This window comes from Bradyrhizobium huanghuaihaiense, from assembly GCF_025200885.1.
Taxonomy (GTDB): domain Bacteria; phylum Pseudomonadota; class Alphaproteobacteria; order Rhizobiales; family Xanthobacteraceae; genus Bradyrhizobium; species Bradyrhizobium huanghuaihaiense.
The window spans coordinates 6,228,302-6,243,900 of the sequence record NZ_CP104172.1; the positions used below are offsets into that span (position 1 = coordinate 6,228,302).

A 15,599-nucleotide genomic window follows, 5' to 3' on the forward strand; every position below is an offset into this window, starting at 1 on the left:
GCCGCCTCTTGTCAAGCCGAAGGACCCCGTCAGATGACGCCTGAACCGGATAGCCAGACGGCCGATGAAACCGACGCCCGGCACGCCCAGAAAATGGCGAAGAAGAAGGCCGCCCGCGACAAGATCATGGCGACCAAGAGCGGCGAAAAGGGCCTGATCATCGTCCATACCGGCGCGGGCAAGGGCAAATCCTCCTCCGCCTTCGGCATGATCGTCCGCTGCGTCGCCCATGGCTTCCCTTGCGCGGTGGTGCAGTTCATCAAGGGCGCCTGGGATACCGGCGAACGCCGCCTGCTCACCGGCCATTTCGGCGAGCTCTGCCAGTTCCACGCCATGGGCGAAGGTTTCACCTGGGAGACGCAGGACCGCGCCCGCGACATCGCCGCCGCGCGCGCCGGCTGGGAGAAGGCCAAGGAGCTGATCCTCGATCCGAATTTGCGCATGGTCGTGCTCGACGAGATCAACATCGCGCTGCGCTACGACTATCTCGACATCGCCGAGGTGGTCGAGTTCCTGACGACGCAGAAGCCTGAGATGACGCATGTCGTGCTCACCGGACGCAACGCCAAGGACGAGCTGATCGAGATCGCCGACCTCGTCACCGAGATGACGCTGGTGAAACATCCGTTCCGTTCCGGCATCAAGGCGCAGGCCGGCGTCGAGTTCTGAATTCGATGGCGCGCGCATTGATGATCCAGGGGGCCGGCTCGGACGTGGGCAAGTCGCTCATCGTCGCCGGTCTTGCGCGCGCCTTCACGCGGCGCGGCCTGCGTGTGCTCCCGTTCAAGCCGCAGAACATGTCGAACAACGCGGCCGTCACCGTCGATGGCGGCGAGATCGGCCGCGCCCAGGCGCTGCAGGCGCTCGCCGCCGGCGTCGAGCCGCACACCGACATGAACCCGGTGCTGCTCAAGCCCGAGACCGATGTCGGCGCGCAGGTCGTCGTGCAGGGAAAGCGCATCGCCACCGCGCGCGCGCGCGAATATGCGGCGATGAAGCCGTCGCTGATGGGCGCGGTGCTCGAGAGTTTCGAGCGGCTCAAGGCGCGCTCTGATCTGGTGCTGGTCGAAGGCGCCGGCAGTCCGGCCGAGGTGAACCTGCGCAAGGCCGACATCGCCAATATGGGGTTTGCACGCAAGGCCGACGTTCCGGTCGTGCTGGTCGGCGACATCGACCGCGGCGGCGTCATCGCCCAGCTCGTCGGCATCAAGACGGTGATCGACCCTGATGATGCCGCGATGATCCAGGGCTTTGTCATCAACAAGTTCCGCGGCGATCCCACGCTGTTCGACGACGGCTACAGGCTGATCGAGCAGAAAACGTCGTGGCGCGGCCTCGGCGTGCTGCCCTGGTTCGCGCGCGCCGGCGAGTTGCCGGCCGAGGACGCGCTGGGCCTCAGCGACGCGCGCAAGCCCGGCCAGTGCAAGATCGCGTGCCTCGCGCTGTCGCGGATTGCCAATTTCGACGATCTCGATCCGCTCAAGCTCGAGGCGAACGTCGATCTCGTCATGGTCCGTCCGGGCGAAGCGATCCCCGGCGACGTCAGGCTCGTGATCATTCCCGGCTCAAAATCCACCCGCGGCGATCTCGCCTTCCTGCGCGCGCAGGGTTGGGACATCGATCTGCTCGCGCATCACCGCCGCGGCGGCTATGTGCTTGGCCTCTGCGGCGGCTATCAGATGCTCGGGCACAGCGTCGCCGACCCTGAAGGCATCGAAGGTTCAGCAGGCGACACACCGGGGCTTGGACTTCTGGACATCGAGACAGTGATGAGCCCGCAGAAGACGCTGACGCGTGTCGCGGCCGTACACGCCGCGACCGATCAGCCGATCGAGGCCTACGAAATCCATATCGGTCGCACCGACGGGCCCGATCGCGCCCGTCCGTTCGCGAAACTGAACGGCGAGCCGGAAGGCGCGATCTCCAGGGATGGCCGCGTGCAGGGCAGCTATCTGCACGGCCTGTTCACGTCGGATGATTTCCGCAAGGCGTATCTGGCGAAGCTCGATATTCCCGCGGGCGACGAGCCCTATCACATCAGGGTCGAGAGCGCACTCGAGGCCCTCGCCGACCACATTGAAAAGCATCTCGACGTCGAAGGCCTGCTGGCGCTAGCGCGCTAGAACCTCGGCAAGGCGCGACCATTCGGGTTCGCTGCCGGGGAGCCCGAGCCGCAGCCATGTCGGCTCTTTCGCGAACACCCGCGACCAGATCTGGCCGCGCGCCAGCTTCTCCTGCGCGGCCAGCGCGTCGGGCGTCTCGTAGAGACGAAACAGCGGCGTGCCGCCCATCAGCGCCCAGCCTTGCGACTGCACCATCGCGTCGAGCCGTAAGCAGTCGCGTGCGAGACGCGCCGAGGTGGCCTCAGCCCAGGCATCGTCGCGCAAGGCGCGGCAGCCGATCGCAATCGCAGCTCCAGAGATCGGCCATGGGCCCGAGGCCGCCGCGAGCTTGCCGACGTCGGCTCCATTGCCGATCGCGAACCCAAGCCGCAGACCAGCAAGGCCATAAAACTTTCCGAACGAGCGCAGGATCAGCAGTCCCGGCCGATCCGCGACCGACGCAAGCGACAGATTAGGAACGGCATCGGCAAAACTCTCGTCAACGACGAGACGGCCGACGCGCGGCAGCAGTGCAAGCAAATCATTCGGCGCGTAGCACCGGCCGTCCGGATTGTTGGGATTGACGATGATGGCGAGGTCCGCGCCTGCCAATGCCTGAAGGTCTCTGACCTCCTGGACATCCCAGCCCGCAGCCGAGAGGACTCCGGCGTATTCATTGTAGGTCGGCGCGAGAATGCGGGCGCGGCCACACGGCGCGACTTGCGGCAATAGTTGAATGGCGGCTTGCGCGCCGCCCATTGCGACGACCGGTGCGCTCGTGCGGTAGGCGTGCCGCGCGGCCTGATGCAACGCATCGATCTCGGCACGCGACGGCAGCGCGCTCCAGGCGCGCATGCTCACCTCGCCCACCGGATAAGGCACCCGGTTGATCCCCGTCGACAGGTCGATCCAGTCCTCGGCGCGGCCGCCGAAACGCTGCTGGGCCAGATCGAGATTTCCACCGTGCTCGCGCATGCTCCGTTCTTTCACGCGAAGGCCAGGATCGCAAGCAGGCCTGCGAGCAGCAGCATGGCGCGGCGGTAGACGTTCAGCCCCTCGCCGATGTCGGCGGGATGCGGATCGCGCGCGCCGTCGTTGAGCCAGGGCTCCTTCGTGACGCTGCCATGATAGATGCGGGGGCCGCTGAGCCGCACGCCAAGCGCGCCCGCCATCGCCGCTTCCGGCCAGCCGGCGTTGGGCGAGCGATGGCGACGCGCATCGCGCGTCATGCACGACAACGCCTCGGGTCGCCTTGGCGCGAGCAGCACGAACAGAAACCCTGTCAGCCGCGCCGGAATGAAATTGGCGACATCGTCGATGCGCGCCGCGGCCCAGCCGAAAGCTTCGTGCCGCTCGCTGCGATGGCCGATCATGGAATCCAGCGTGTTGATGGCCTTGTAGCCGAGAATACCGGGCAGGCCGAACAGCGCGCCCCAGAACACCGGCGCTACGATGCCATCGGAGGCGTTCTCGGCAAGGCTCTCGATCGCTGCGCGCGCGATGCCGGCTTCATCGAGCGCCGCGGGATCGCGGCCGACGATGCGCGAGACCGCCTCGCGTGCTGCGGCGATGTCGCCTGCCTGCAAAGGCACGGCAACGGCGGCAACGTGATCATGGAGCGAGCGCAGCGCGATCAGCGGCCAGGCGAGCACGCCCACCAGCACGATCTGGATCCAGCCCGAAGCAAGCAAAGACTGAAGCATCCAGCCGAGCGCGACGGAGAGCACAATCACCAAAGGTGCTCCCGCAATACCCGCAGCGCGCCGAAGTGCCGGCGGATCGGAGGAGCGATTCCAGCCGGTATCGATCGCGCCGATCAATTTGCCCAGCCACGTCACGGGGTGACCGATCCGGGCGAACACCCATGACGGCCAGCCCAAAAGGGCATCCACTGCCATCGCCACCACCATCGCGCCCGCAAAGCCCACATTCGTCTCCTATCCCGCCCCTGTTGCGCAAAGCCAAGGCGGAGCGCAAGCCCCCGGCAGCTGATTTCGGCTTTGTCTTTGGCCGCGATTGGTGGTTAGTCAGGCCCACGGGAGACCTTTATGGCCATCATCTTGATCACGGGCGGCGCGCGATCGGGCAAGAGCAAGCGTGCGGAAATGCGCACGCGCAGCTTTCCGGGCCAGCCCATCTACATCGCAACGGCCGAGGCGCTCGATACCGAAATGGAGGCGCGCATCGCGAAGCATCGCGCGCGCCGCGGAACCGACTGGATCGAGCGCGAGGTGACGCTCAATCTCGCGTCCGCGCTGGTCGCAAGTGATGGCGGCGGCGCAAGGCTGGTGGACTGCCTGACCCTGTGGCTCTCCAATCTGATGCATGCGGAGCTCAATTGGGAGGACGAGGTAAACGCGCTTGCCGCCACCCTGCTCAACCTCAAGAGCCCGGTCGTGCTCGTTACCAATGAGGTCGGCCTCGGCATCGTACCCGACAACGCGCTAGCGCGCAGCTTTCGCGACGCCGCTGGGATCATGAACCAGATCATCGCCGAATTCGCCGACGAGGTCGAGTTCGTTGCTGCCGGCTTGCCGATGAAATTGAAATGACACAGCGCGCCGAATTTTTGCAGGATATCATCGCCGATCTCAGGATGGCGGCATCGTTCGTCACGATCCTTCCCGTGGCGCCGTCGAAGCCTGCAGCTGACGGCACTGTTGCGCGCGCGACCTGGGCGCTGCCCGTGGCCGGACTGCTGGTCGGCCTTATCGGAGCGTTGGCCTACAAGATCGCCATTCGGTTCGGGCTGACACCGAACCTTGCCGCCCTGCTCGCGCTGGCCACGACCGCCCTCATCACCGGCGCGCTGCACGAGGACGGGCTTGCCGACACAGCCGACGGGCTCGGCGGCGGCCGGACGCGCGAGCGCAAGCTGGAGATCATGCGCGATAGCCGGATCGGGACTTACGGCGTCTGCGCGCTGATCCTGTCGTTCGGCCTGCGCTGGAGCGCGCTCGCGGCCATCGCCAGTCCCTCGGCGGTTGCGCTGGCGCTGTGCGCTGCGCACACCGCTGCCCGCGCCGGCGTACCGGCCTTCATGTCGCTTGTCCCGCCGGCGCGGCCTGACGGACTGTCGGCCAGCGCCGGAGCGCCGCCGGGCCGCAGCGTCGCCATCGCCTTCGCGGTTGGAACGCTCGTGCTCGCCCTGGCGTTGGGGCCGGCCAAGGCGCTGGTCGGCCTGATCCTGCTCTCGCTCGCCGGACTGCTTCTGGCGCGGCTCGCCATCCGCCAGATCGGCGGGCAGACCGGCGACGTTCTCGGCGCCTTCGAGCAGACGGGCGAGATCCTGATCCTGCTGGTCGCCGCGGCCTTCCAGATGGGACGCTGATCTCATGGTCGAGTTCGACGACACCTTCCGCCGGCACCTGCACGAGCTGTTCGTGTGGCGGCGCGACGTGCGCCGCTTTCGCGGTGATCCGCTGCCCGAGGGCACCATCGATCGCCTGATCGAGACCGCTTGCCTTTCGCCCTCGGTCGGCCTGAGCCAGCCCTGGCGCTTCGTCATCGTCGACGATGCCGCACGGCGCCGCAACGTGATCGACGATTTCAAGGCATGCAACGCGGATGCACTCAACTGCTACTCGGGCGACCGCGCGGCGCGCTATGCCACGCTAAAACTGTCGGGTCTCGAACAGGCGCCGGGCCACCTCGCCGTGTTCGCGGACAAGGCCAGCGACATCGGCCACGGCCTTGGCCGCGCCACCATGCCGGAAACGACGGAATATTCCGTCGTCGCCGCGATCACCGCGATGTGGCTCGCCGCGCGCGCGGAAGGCATTGGCCTTGGCTGGGTGTCGATCCTCAATCCGGATCGCATCCACGCCATTCTCGACGTGCCAGATACCTGGAAATTCATCGCCTATCTCTGCATCGGCTATCCGGAGGTCGAATGCGACCAGCCCGAGCTGGAGCAGGCGAAATGGGAGCACCGGCGCGGCGCGAACGAATTTACGCTGCGGCGGTAGAACGCCGCACCATCCTCGGTCATTGCGAGCGTAGCGACTTGTCCGCCGAAGCCTTGGCGAAGGCGGTAGCTTCGTCGCAAGGGCTCCTCGCAATGACGGCCGAGAGAGGCACTCGCCGGACGCCGAATTGGAGGGATAACCGCGGATGTGGTCGGGCCGCCAATCGAAACAGCGACTCTTTCGGCGCGTCGGAATACGGTATCGGGCTGCGCATGGCTGCGAATGAACATTCACAAGCACTTTTTCATCAATTGTGGTTGCTAGCCTTTCGGGATATGCACGGGGTCAGGGACAACTTTTGCGAAACATCATGACTGAGCGGCCCGCTCCTGCCCGCGTTGTGCCGGCGGTCGCCCGCCGCGATCTCCTTCGCCTGGCGGGCGCTACTGCCGCGGGATGGCTTGTGCTCGGCGCAACGCCGGATCGCATGCGGATCGTCGCGACGCTGACGGCATTGCCGCTCGACGACGAGCTGACCAAGAGGAGCATGACCGAAGCTGCGACCACACGGCTTGGCGGGCTCATCGCGGGCCTGAGGCAACGAGGCTGGGTCGAAGGGGTCAATTTCCGTTTCGAGATCCGGTCGAGCTTCGGCGGACCGGACAGGTTGAAGACCGCCGTGCAGGAGCTCATCGATCTCAGGCCGGATGTCATCCTGACCGGCTCGACGGTTGAAACCGCGGCCGTGCTGGCGGCCACCAAGGCGATCCCGATCGTTTTCGCGACCTCCAACGACCCCGTCGGCAACGGCTTCGTCGAGAGCCTCGCCCGTCCCGGCGGCAACGTCACGGGCTTCACCAGCAGCACCGCCGAGATGGGTAGCAAATGGTTTCAGCTCATCAAGGAGGCTGTGCCGGACATGGCGCGTGTCGGCGTCCTGTTCAATCCGGCGAGCACGCCTCGCGCCGGACGCTTCTTTCTCGACTCCCTCGAGCAGGAGGCCGCGACAACAGGGGTTGACGTGGTCCTCGCCCCCATCGGCAAGGCAGCGGAGATCGACGGGGCGATCAGCCGCTTTTGCGAGCCGCCCAAGGCTGCGATGATCTCGCTCGTCGACAGCTTCCTGGTGGTGAACCGCCAGGCGATCGTCGCGGCAACGGCGAAGTACCGCGTCCCGATGATCTATCCGTTTCATTACTTCATGGATGCGGGCGGGCTGATGAGCTACGGGCCGACGCTGGAGGTTCGCTCGGCCGACTATGTCGACCTGATCCTGCGCGGCACCAAGGCCGGCGATCTGCCGGTGCAATCGCCGCGCAAATACGAGCTTTTGATCAACCGCACCGTCGCACGATCGCTCGGACTGACGATCCCGTTCACGCTGCTCGCGCGCGCCGACGAGATCCGCGAGTGAACGAGCAGGCCGACCAGGGACATTTGCGAACGCCTCCCGGCCGGCTGTTCCGGAAATATCTCTACTCGATCGTCGCCCTCGCCTTTGCCGCGCTCGCCATCACCACCGGCTTCGACGTCTGGTTCTCCTATCGCGAGCAGAAGCAGCTCCTCGCGGCGATCCAGCGCGAGCAGGCGGCATCCGCGGCCATCCAGATCGGCCAGTTCGTCGGTCAGATCGAAAACCAGATCAGATGGCTCTCACGCCTGCCTCCGGAGCTGTCGACCAACGAAGACGATCGCCTGAACGCCATCCGCCTGCTGCGCCTCTCGCCCGCGATCGCGGAAATTGCCGAGCTCGATGCGCAGGGCCGCGAGCAGGTGCGCGTGTCGCGCCGCGTCGCGGACAGGGTCGGCAGCAAAGCCGACCTCTCCACCTCGCCGGCCTTCCGCGGCGCCAATGAAAGCCGCGCTTATTACGGCCCCGTGTACTTCTTCGGTGATACCGAACCGTTCATGACGCTCGCCACTCGCGGGACCGGCCGCCAGCCCAATGTGGTCGTCGCCGAAGTCAATCTGCGCTTCATCTGGGACCTCGTCGCCGGGATCAGGGTCGGCAACACCGGCAAGGCCTATGTGGTCGACCGCACGGGAGTCTTGATCGCGCATCCGGATTTATGGCCGGCACTACGCCGCAGCGATCTCACCGGCCACGCGGACGTGCGCGCCGCGCTCGACGGCGTGGGCCCGCCCTCCGGCGGCCTGGTCAGGGAGGACCTGTCAGGTCAACGCGTTCTCTCGACCTACGCGACGGTGCCCTCGCTCGGCTGGCTGGTGTTCGTCGAGCTTCCGCTCAGCGAGGCCTATGCCCCGATCTATGCGTCGATCGGACGTTCCACATTTCTTCTGATCGCCCTGCTTGCCATTGCGGTGCTGGTGTCCCTTTGGCTCAGCCGGCGCATGACTGTGCCGATCCAGATCCTGACGCAGGGCGCGCGGCGGATCGGAAGCGGCGATCTCGGTCTGCGGCTCGCGATCAGGACCGGCGACGAGCTGGAGGCGCTCGGTGACCAGTTCAACCGGATGGCCGCTCACTTGCGCGACTCCTACGCAACGCTCGAGGGCAAGGTGATCGAGCGGACCTCCGAGCTCGAGAAGGCGCGCGATCAGGCCCTCGCCGAGCACGACGCAGCCGAGCGCGCGCGCAGCATTGCCGTGCAGGCCAACGAGACCAAGTCGCGCTTCCTCGCCGTCGTCAGCCACGAGCTGCGCACGCCGCTGAACGGCGTCATGGGCGTGCTGCAACTGCTCGACGACGGCAACCTTAGCGAAGTGCAGCGGCGCCACCTCGCCACCGCCGCCGCATCGGGCGAAACACTGATCGCACTGGTCGATGCGATCCTGGAATATGCGCGCCTTGAGGCCAGCACCGAGGCGCTGGAGACGCGCGACTTCCGCCTCGACCAGCTGATCGAGGCCGCCGCCGACCTGATGCGCCCGCAGGCCTTCGACAAGGGACTGACCTTCAATCTCGCCAGCGATGCGACGGTCAACATCGCCGTGCACGGCGATCCTGTCAGGCTCAACCGCATCCTGCTCAACCTGATCGGCAACGCGATCAAGTTCACCCCGCGCGGTGGGATCGCCTTGACGGCGGCCGCAGAACAGCTCGACAAACATGTCCTGCTGCACATCACCGTTCGCGATACCGGCATCGGCATCGCGCCCGACATGCATGAGCGGATTTTTGAGGACTTCGTCCAGGCCGACGACAGCATTGCACGGCGATTCGGCGGCACCGGCCTCGGACTTGCGATCGCACGGCGCCTCACGCGCCTGATGCGCGGCGAGCTGACGGTGAAGAGCACGCCGGGCGCCGGCAGCACCTTCACGCTTGACGTGCCGCTCGGCCGCGCCGCGAGCGGCATTGCACAAGGCGCGCTTCCACCGCCATCGCGGCAGCTGAACGTGCTGCTGGTCGACGACGATCCCGTCAATTGCGAGGTCGGCGAAGCGATCCTGAACCGGCTCGGCCACCACCCCACGATCGCCAGGAACGGCGCATCTGCCATAGAGCTTGCCCGCGATCAGGCGTTCGACGTCATCCTGATGGATCTGCACATGCCTGACATGGACGGCGTCGAGGCGGCGTCGCGGATCGGCAAGCTCGGCTTGCCGAAGAGACCGCGCATCATCGCCGTGACGGCCGACGTCTCCACCCTCGCCCGCGAACGACTCGCCGGCGCCGGCATCGCCAAGGTCGTCAGCAAGCCGATCCTGATCAATGCGCTGCGTGAGGCGATCGAAGACACCCAGGACGAGCCGGCCGCCGCGCAACTCGCCGCGGGCGCATTGATCGACCGGCATTTCCTCGACGACCAGAAAGAGCTGCTGGGCGCGACGCAGATCGCAAAGCTTCATCATCTGCTGCAGGAGACCAGCGACAGGCTGATCGAGGACATCACCAAAGCCGCCGCCGCCGGCGATCGCAAACAGCTCGCGCGATCCACACACCAGCTCGGCAGCGCCGCCGGCGCGCTCGGCCTCGTCCGCCTGTTTGAGCGCTGCCGCGAGGTCGAGCTGGCGGCGCCCTCGATGTCCCCGCCGGAGTGCCAGAGCGCCGCCCGCGATCTCGCCGCGCTCCAGAAGGCCTCGATCAGCGCGCTGGACGATCTGCTCGCATCGGCCGGGTAGCGCACGGAGTTCGGCGTTAACCATCGCTGACGGTTCCAGTCTGAGCGACATCGCTTCGAAGTTTCTTAAATTTTGCTGGGTACCTCTTCCAGGCATGGTGACCTGGGGAAAGACATGAGTAAGCGGGCCAAGCGTGGAAAGGCGGAGACGCTCGCACTGCCAATGGCTGCGAGAGTTGCAATTGGCGCCGTGGCCGTCGCCGCATTGGGGTACGGTTTGCTGTCTCGCCCGGCCAGCGTGCAGCCGGCACGGAAGCCGTCCGCGCCCCAAGCCCAGGCATCGTCAAGTCCGGTTTACGTGGCACCTCCAACGCATGCATCCGCGCCGGCTCCGGCTCCGATTCCAGCCCCGGCGCCTCTGGTCGAACCACCAAGAGCCGATGCTGACGTTCCCGGAGCATTGGTTCGGCAGGTGGTCGACTACGCCAGCCGCCAGACGCCGGGCACCGTGATCATCGATACCAAGAACACGTTCCTTTATTTCGTCCTGAACGACACGCAAGCACTGCGCTACGGCATCGGTGTTGGCCGCGAAGGTTTCACGTGGTCCGGTGAGCAGACTGTGGCCCGTAAAGCAGAATGGCCGGATTGGCATCCGCCTGCGGAGATGGTCTCGCGTCAGCCCTATCTGCCGCGGTTCATGGCAGGCGGCCCCGGCAACCCGCTCGGCGCCCGGGCGATGTATCTCGGCGAGACCGAATATCGAATTCACGGCACCAACAAGCCCGATACGATCGGGAAGCGGGTTTCGTCCGGCTGTATCCGGCTGACCAATGAAGATGTCGTGGACCTTTATGAGCGGGTGAAAGTCGGAGCGAAAGTGATCGTGCTTCCGGCAACCGCTACCCGTCGACCATCCCAGGGAGCGCCCGACGCCGCTTCCCGATCGCCGGACCCGGCATCGCCGTCGAACCGGCCCTCGGCAAATAACGCGCAGATGCCGTCATCTGGACCGAAGATCGCCGAGGCCCAGTAACTCGGTGCTCCGTCCTCGGCCTGCAACTGAGGACAAGGAGGCAATACAGGTCGTCGCTTTTGGCCGCTTGATGAGCCCACGCCATCACCCTCAGCGCGTCCCCACGCCTCCGTCCTCCCGACCAAAACGCTCGACCAGGAAATCGATGAACAGCCGCACCTTCACCGACAAATGCCGCGTCGGCGGATACACCGCATAGAGTGCGAGCGGCGGCGCAGAATAGTCGTCCAGCACCGTCCGCAGCTCGCCTTTCTTCAAAGCGTCGGCCGCGATGAACTCGGGCAGCAGTGCCAGCCCCCGGCCTTTGATCGCGACGTCGCGCAGCACTTCGGCATTGTTGACGCAGAGCGACCAGGCCGGCTGGATCCAGTGATCGCCGTCGGCGCCGGTCAGTTTCCACTGATTGCCGGTGAGCAGGAAGCCGTAGGTCAGCGAAGCGTGCTCGCGCAGATCCTGCGGATGTTTTGGCGTGCCGTGACGGGCGAGATAATCCGGCGAGGCACAGATCATGCGGGGGACAGGCACGATCCTGCGCGCGATCAGGCTGGAGGATTCCAGCTCCGCGATCCGCAAGGTCACGTCAAAACCGTCCTGCACAGGATCGAGCAGATCGTCGCTGAGCACGATCTGGAGCTGAAGCTCGCCATAGCGCATCATGAAGTCGGCCAGCACCGGACCGAGCCGCATGGTGCCGAACGACATCGGCGCGTTGACGCGGAGCAGCCCCCGCGGCGCTGACTGGGCCTGCGTCACCGCCTGATCGGCGGCCTCGATCTCCGAGAGGATCACGACCGCACGCTCGAAATAGCGCTGTCCGTTCTCGGTCGGGCTGGCGTGCCGCGTGGTCCGGTTCAAGAGCTGGACGCCGAGGCTCTCCTCGAGGTCGGCGATGTATTTGCTGATCGCCGAGCGCGACAGCCGCAGCTGCCGGCCCGCTTCGGCAAAACTGCCGCTTTCGACCACTTTGACGAAGGCCCGGAGGCTGGCGACCTTATCCAAGGTCTGGCTTCGGTGATTGTTTCCAAATCGTAGACATAGCCGTCATATTTGCATGGATTGTCTCCAATCCAAAGCGGAACGATATTTCCGGCCAGAGCAAGACCGCTCCCGATTTCAGGAGGACGACAATGTCTGGACTGCACCATGTGACCGCGATCGCCGGCGACCCCATCAGGAATTTCGGCTTCTACACCCGGGATCTCGGCCTGCGCTTCGTCAAGAAGACGGTCAATTTTGACGATCCCGGCACCTATCATTTCTATTATGGCGATGAGACCGGCCGCCCCGGCACCATCCTGACCTTCTTCCCCTGGGCGGGCGTGCCGGCCGGCCGCCGCGGCGTCGGCGAAACCCATCAGACCGCCTTCCGCGTGCCGCAGCGTTCGCTCGGCTACTGGACCCAGCGCTTCACCGAGAAGGGCATCGCCTACGAGGCGCTTGAGAAGCGCTTTGGCGAATCCGTGCTGCCCTTCACCGATCCTGATGGGATGGCGCTCGCCCTCGTCGGCATCCCCGGCGCCGAGAACGAGCCCGGCTGGAGCAATGGCGACGTGCCGGCCGAGCATGCAATCCGCGGCTTCCATGGCGTGACCTTGCTGCTCGACAGCGCGGCGAAGACGGCCGCCGTCCTCACCGACGTGTTCGGCTTCAAGGAGACCGGCCGCGAAGGTTCTGTGATCCGCTTCAAGGCCCCGGGCGATGTCGAAGGCAGCGTCGTCGACATCTACGAGGCCAAGGGCTTTTTACGTGGGCACCAGGGCGGCGGCTCAGTGCATCACATCGCCTTCCGCGCGGCTGACGATGCCGAGCAGGGCCAGATGGCGCAAAAGCTCGTGAGCAATCACGGCCTGCACCCGACCGAGCAGAGGGACCGCAACTACTTCCGCTCGATCTACTTCCGTGAGCCCGGCGGCGTGCTGTTCGAGATCGCAACCGATATCCCCGGCTTCGCCGTCGACGAACCCGTCGCGACGCTGGGACGCGACCTGAAGCTGCCCGGCTTCCTCGAGCAGCATCGCAAGCAGATCGAGGACGTGCTGCCGAGCCTGGAGGAGAGCGTGTCGTGACCGAGAGTGCATTCATCCATCGCTTCGAGCCCGCGACCAGCGCGGGCTCCCCTCCTCTGCTGCTGCTGCACGGCACCGGCGGTGACGAAAGCGATCTCCTCGGCCTTGGCAAGATGATCTCGCCGGGCTCGGCCCTGCTCTCGCCCCGCGGCCGCGTGCTCGAGCACGGCATGCCGCGCTTCTTCCGTCGCCTCGCGGAGGGTGTATTCGACGAGGAGGACGTGCGACGGCGTGCACGCGAGCTCGGCGACTTCGTTACGGAAGCGCGGCAACGCTACGGCATCGCCGCGCCTGTCGCGGTCGGCTTTTCCAACGGCGCCAACATTGCAGCTGCGCTGTTGCTGCTGAGGCCGGACGTGCTTGCAGGCGCGATCCTGCTGCGCGCCATGGTGCCGCTGTCGGATTCGCCCAAAGCGGAGCTCGGCGGCAAACCTGTCCTGCTGCTGTCCGGGCAGGCTGATCCGATCGTGCCGGCGAGCAACTCGGCGCAGCTCGCCGCGCTGCTGTCGCAAGCCGGCGCCAGCGTGACGCACAAGGTCCTGCCGGCGGGCCATCAATTGTCGCAGGCCGACGTGACGCTCGCCCGCGACTGGATTGGCAACGTCGCCGCCGAAGCGGCCTGACGAAGAAGCGACGCATCGCACGACTGCGATGCGTCGCTTCGAACCCCTGCGAGCGACCTTCCGCCGCATCTGCGCAATCGGGCGCCAGCCTGCCGGAAATTTCCGCTTGCCCGTTTCCGCGGCAGGCCTAAAATTTGGGACAAGGTCCCGAAATTTGGAACTACCTTGGACCAGCCTTCATGAGCGCTCTCACCAACGCGATCGAGATCCTCCGCTGCTTTTCCAGCGCACGGCCGGATCTGTCGTTCGCGGACGTGATGGCGCTGACGGGCAAGCCGAAGAGCTCGACCTCGCGGCTGCTGCGCTCCTTGCGCGATTGCGGCCTGCTCGAGCAGGACCCGCACACCCGCCGCTACCGGCCCGGCCTGCTCACCTTCGAGCTCGGCCGGCTGCACCGTGCCCATGACGATCTCATCAGCATGGCCGAGCGCGAGTTGCGCGAGGTCTGTGCGCGCACGGGCCACACCGGTTACATCGCCGTGCTCGACGGCTTTGAGCAGGTCGTGCTCCGCATCGTGCCGGGCTCCAATCCGCTGCGCGTCGTCAATCCGCCCGGCCAGCGCACGCCGGCGCTCGCGACCTCGAACGGCCGCGCCATGCTGGCGCGCCTCTCCGACGACGACATCCGCGCACGCGTGCCCGCGACCTATCCAAAGCTGCCGCGCAACTCGCCGCAGAATTTCAAGCAGTTGATCACACGCCTCGACGAGATTCGCCGCACCGGCGTGTCGGAGGCGGCCGATGAATCCATCGAGGGCGTCGGCTCGCAAGGCTTTGCGCTCAAGAGCGGCGAGACCGGCGAGATGATCGGCATCGCGGTGTCCTATTCCGTGCAGGCGACCACCGCCGTCGAACGCGCCAATGTCCGCCGCGAGCTGGCGGCGATGTCCGCGAAGCTGCGACGACTGACCGGCGATCCGCTCGATCAGGACACCGCGCGCATCCAGACGGGGACGCGATGAGCAGCACCGCAACCACCCGTCCCAACGGCCTTGCGCTCTTCATCCTGCCGAGCGCGCTGCTGTTTGCCTTGTTCTTCTTCCTGCCGATCGGGCTGATGGCGCTGATGAGCGTGCTCACCGGCAATCCGGTGGTGATGCCGAAGGTCGCCTTCACCACGCGCCACTACGCCCGCATGGTCGGCGATCCCTATTATCTCGAGGTGATCTGGACCACGATCCGGATCGGGCTGGTCACCACGCTGGTCGCGCTCCTCATCGGCTATCCCCTGGCGCACTGGATGGCGCGCATCAAGAGCCGTGCCGGTCACGCGCTGCTGCTGATGGCGGTGTTGGCGCCGATGCTGACCGGCATCGTGGTGCGCACCTTCGCCTGGATGACGCTGCTCTCCGACAAGGGCGTGGTCAACCAGACCCTGATGTCGCTCGGCCTCATCGCTCAGCCGCTGAAGCTGATGTACACCGAGACCGGCATCGTGGTCGGCCTCGTCCACATCTACGTGCCCTTCATGGTGCTGACGCTGACCGGCGTCATCGGCCGCATCGATGAGCGGCTGGAGCAGGCCGCGGAAAACCTCGGCGCGAGCCCCTTGCGCGCCTTCCTCGAGGTGACGCTGCCGCTCAGCCTGCCCGGCATCCTCGCCGGCTCACTGCTGGTGTTCGCGCTTGCGATCAGCGCCTATGTCACGCCGATCCTGCTCGGCGGCTTCCAGATCATGACGCTGCCGATCCTGATCTACCAGCAGATCTCGGCGAACTTCAACGTCGGCTTCGCCGCCGCGCTTGGCATCGTGCTGCTCGTGATCTCGCTCATGCTCGTCATCGCCTATAACCGCGCACTCGGCCTCGTCTCAGGCCAGCGCGAATTGCAATAAGGCGG

15 protein-coding genes are annotated in these 15,599 nt (G+C 66.0%); 12 read left to right on the plus strand and 3 right to left on the minus strand.

Translation table 11 applies throughout. The features are described 5' to 3' along the window. Positions 1-33 precede the first annotated feature (33 nt). Positions 34-669 carry a cob(I)yrinic acid a,c-diamide adenosyltransferase gene (gene cobO, locus N2603_RS29520; RefSeq protein WP_260384897.1) on the plus strand — a complete coding sequence of 212 codons (636 nt, stop codon included), beginning with the start codon at positions 34-36 and terminating at the stop codon, positions 667-669. Between the two features lie 5 nt (positions 670-674). Then, complete coding sequence (locus N2603_RS29525) at positions 675-2,123, plus strand: cobyric acid synthase (RefSeq protein ID WP_260384898.1); 1,449 nt, start codon at positions 675-677, stop codon at positions 2,121-2,123. Here the strand turns inward: N2603_RS29525 and cobD are convergent. Both cobD and cbiB read right to left on the minus strand, forming a co-directional pair. After that, entirely contained in the window at positions 2,112-3,077 is a 966-nt protein-coding gene (gene cobD, locus N2603_RS29530; RefSeq protein ID WP_260384899.1) for a threonine-phosphate decarboxylase CobD, read from the minus strand. The genes N2603_RS29525 and cobD overlap by 12 nt on opposite strands. Positions 3,078-3,088: 11 nt before the next feature. Beyond that, positions 3,089-4,030, minus strand: a complete 942-nt coding sequence (gene cbiB, locus N2603_RS29535) for an adenosylcobinamide-phosphate synthase CbiB (protein WP_260384900.1) — start codon at positions 4,028-4,030, stop codon at positions 3,089-3,091. Positions 4,031-4,150: 120 nt separating this feature from the next. Between cbiB and cobU the strand changes: the two genes are divergently transcribed. From cobU to N2603_RS29565, 6 genes are all read left to right on the plus strand, one after another. Next, positions 4,151-4,654 carry a bifunctional adenosylcobinamide kinase/adenosylcobinamide-phosphate guanylyltransferase gene (cobU, locus tag N2603_RS29540; protein WP_260384901.1) on the plus strand — a complete coding sequence of 168 codons (504 nt, stop codon included), beginning with the start codon at positions 4,151-4,153 and terminating at the stop codon, positions 4,652-4,654. Continuing rightward, positions 4,651-5,433, plus strand: a complete 783-nt coding sequence (gene cobS, locus N2603_RS29545) for an adenosylcobinamide-GDP ribazoletransferase (RefSeq protein ID WP_260384902.1) — start codon at positions 4,651-4,653, stop codon at positions 5,431-5,433. The genes cobU and cobS overlap by 4 nt, the downstream gene beginning before the upstream one ends. A gap of 4 nt (positions 5,434-5,437) precedes the next feature. After that, positions 5,438-6,070: a 5,6-dimethylbenzimidazole synthase gene (gene bluB, locus N2603_RS29550; RefSeq protein WP_260384903.1), complete on the plus strand. Its 633-nt coding sequence runs from the start codon at positions 5,438-5,440 to the stop codon at positions 6,068-6,070. Between the two features lie 310 nt (positions 6,071-6,380). After that, complete coding sequence (locus tag N2603_RS29555; RefSeq protein WP_260384904.1) at positions 6,381-7,424, plus strand: ABC transporter substrate-binding protein; 1,044 nt, start codon at positions 6,381-6,383, stop codon at positions 7,422-7,424. After that, positions 7,421-10,096 (plus strand): hybrid sensor histidine kinase/response regulator, encoded by a 2,676-nt coding sequence (locus tag N2603_RS29560; RefSeq protein ID WP_260384905.1) that lies wholly within the window; start codon positions 7,421-7,423, stop codon positions 10,094-10,096. Before N2603_RS29555 ends, N2603_RS29560 begins: the two co-directional genes overlap by 4 nt. 114 nt (positions 10,097-10,210) lie before the next feature. After that, a complete protein-coding gene (locus tag N2603_RS29565; RefSeq protein WP_260384906.1) occupies positions 10,211-11,071 on the plus strand; it encodes a L,D-transpeptidase in 861 nt (286 codons plus the stop codon). 90 nt (positions 11,072-11,161) lie between these two features. Here N2603_RS29565 and N2603_RS29570 read toward each other — a convergent pair whose 3' ends face one another. Further along, positions 11,162-12,070, minus strand: coding sequence for a LysR family transcriptional regulator (locus tag N2603_RS29570; protein ID WP_260384907.1), 909 nt, complete (start codon positions 12,068-12,070; stop codon positions 11,162-11,164). A 128-nt stretch (positions 12,071-12,198) separates the two neighbouring features. On the opposite strand from N2603_RS29570, the gene N2603_RS29575 reads away from it, so the two are divergent. The 4 genes from N2603_RS29575 to N2603_RS29590 all read left to right on the plus strand — a co-directional run bounded on the left by N2603_RS29575 (position 12,199) and on the right by N2603_RS29590 (position 15,594). Beyond that, entirely contained in the window at positions 12,199-13,137 is a 939-nt protein-coding gene (locus N2603_RS29575) for a ring-cleaving dioxygenase (RefSeq protein ID WP_260384908.1), read from the plus strand. Further along, positions 13,134-13,760, plus strand: coding sequence for an alpha/beta hydrolase (locus N2603_RS29580; protein ID WP_260384909.1), 627 nt, complete (start codon positions 13,134-13,136; stop codon positions 13,758-13,760). The genes N2603_RS29575 and N2603_RS29580 overlap by 4 nt, the downstream gene beginning before the upstream one ends. Positions 13,761-13,939: 179 nt before the next feature. Next, on the plus strand, positions 13,940-14,722 hold the full coding sequence (locus N2603_RS29585) for an IclR family transcriptional regulator (protein ID WP_260384910.1): 783 nt from the start codon (positions 13,940-13,942) through the stop codon (positions 14,720-14,722). Further along, positions 14,719-15,594, plus strand: coding sequence for an ABC transporter permease (locus tag N2603_RS29590; protein WP_260384911.1), 876 nt, complete (start codon positions 14,719-14,721; stop codon positions 15,592-15,594). Before N2603_RS29585 ends, N2603_RS29590 begins: the two co-directional genes overlap by 4 nt. Positions 15,595-15,599: the final 5 nt, after the last annotated feature.

What these genes read in the sequence shown, in the direction of transcription:
- N2603_RS29555 (WP_260384904.1), top strand. Translation starts at nt 6,381, where the DNA reads ATGACTGAGCGGCCCGCTCCTGCCCGCGTTGTGCCGGCGGTCGCCCGC.
- N2603_RS29585 (WP_260384910.1), top strand. Translation starts at nt 13,940, where the DNA reads ATGAGCGCTCTCACCAACGCGATCGAGATCCTCCGCTGCTTTTCCAGC.
- cobS (WP_260384902.1), top strand. Translation starts at nt 4,651, where the DNA reads ATGACACAGCGCGCCGAATTTTTGCAGGATATCATCGCCGATCTCAGG.
- cobU (WP_260384901.1), top strand. Translation starts at nt 4,151, where the DNA reads ATGGCCATCATCTTGATCACGGGCGGCGCGCGATCGGGCAAGAGCAAG.
- N2603_RS29590 (WP_260384911.1), top strand. Translation starts at nt 14,719, where the DNA reads ATGAGCAGCACCGCAACCACCCGTCCCAACGGCCTTGCGCTCTTCATC.
- cobD (WP_260384899.1), bottom strand. Translation starts at nt 3,077, where the DNA reads ATGCGCGAGCACGGTGGAAATCTCGATCTGGCCCAGCAGCGTTTCGGC.
- N2603_RS29525 (WP_260384898.1), top strand. Translation starts at nt 675, where the DNA reads ATGGCGCGCGCATTGATGATCCAGGGGGCCGGCTCGGACGTGGGCAAG.
- bluB (WP_260384903.1), top strand. Translation starts at nt 5,438, where the DNA reads ATGGTCGAGTTCGACGACACCTTCCGCCGGCACCTGCACGAGCTGTTC.
- cobO (WP_260384897.1), top strand. Translation starts at nt 34, where the DNA reads ATGACGCCTGAACCGGATAGCCAGACGGCCGATGAAACCGACGCCCGG.
- N2603_RS29575 (WP_260384908.1), top strand. Translation starts at nt 12,199, where the DNA reads ATGTCTGGACTGCACCATGTGACCGCGATCGCCGGCGACCCCATCAGG.
- N2603_RS29565 (WP_260384906.1), top strand. Translation starts at nt 10,211, where the DNA reads ATGAGTAAGCGGGCCAAGCGTGGAAAGGCGGAGACGCTCGCACTGCCA.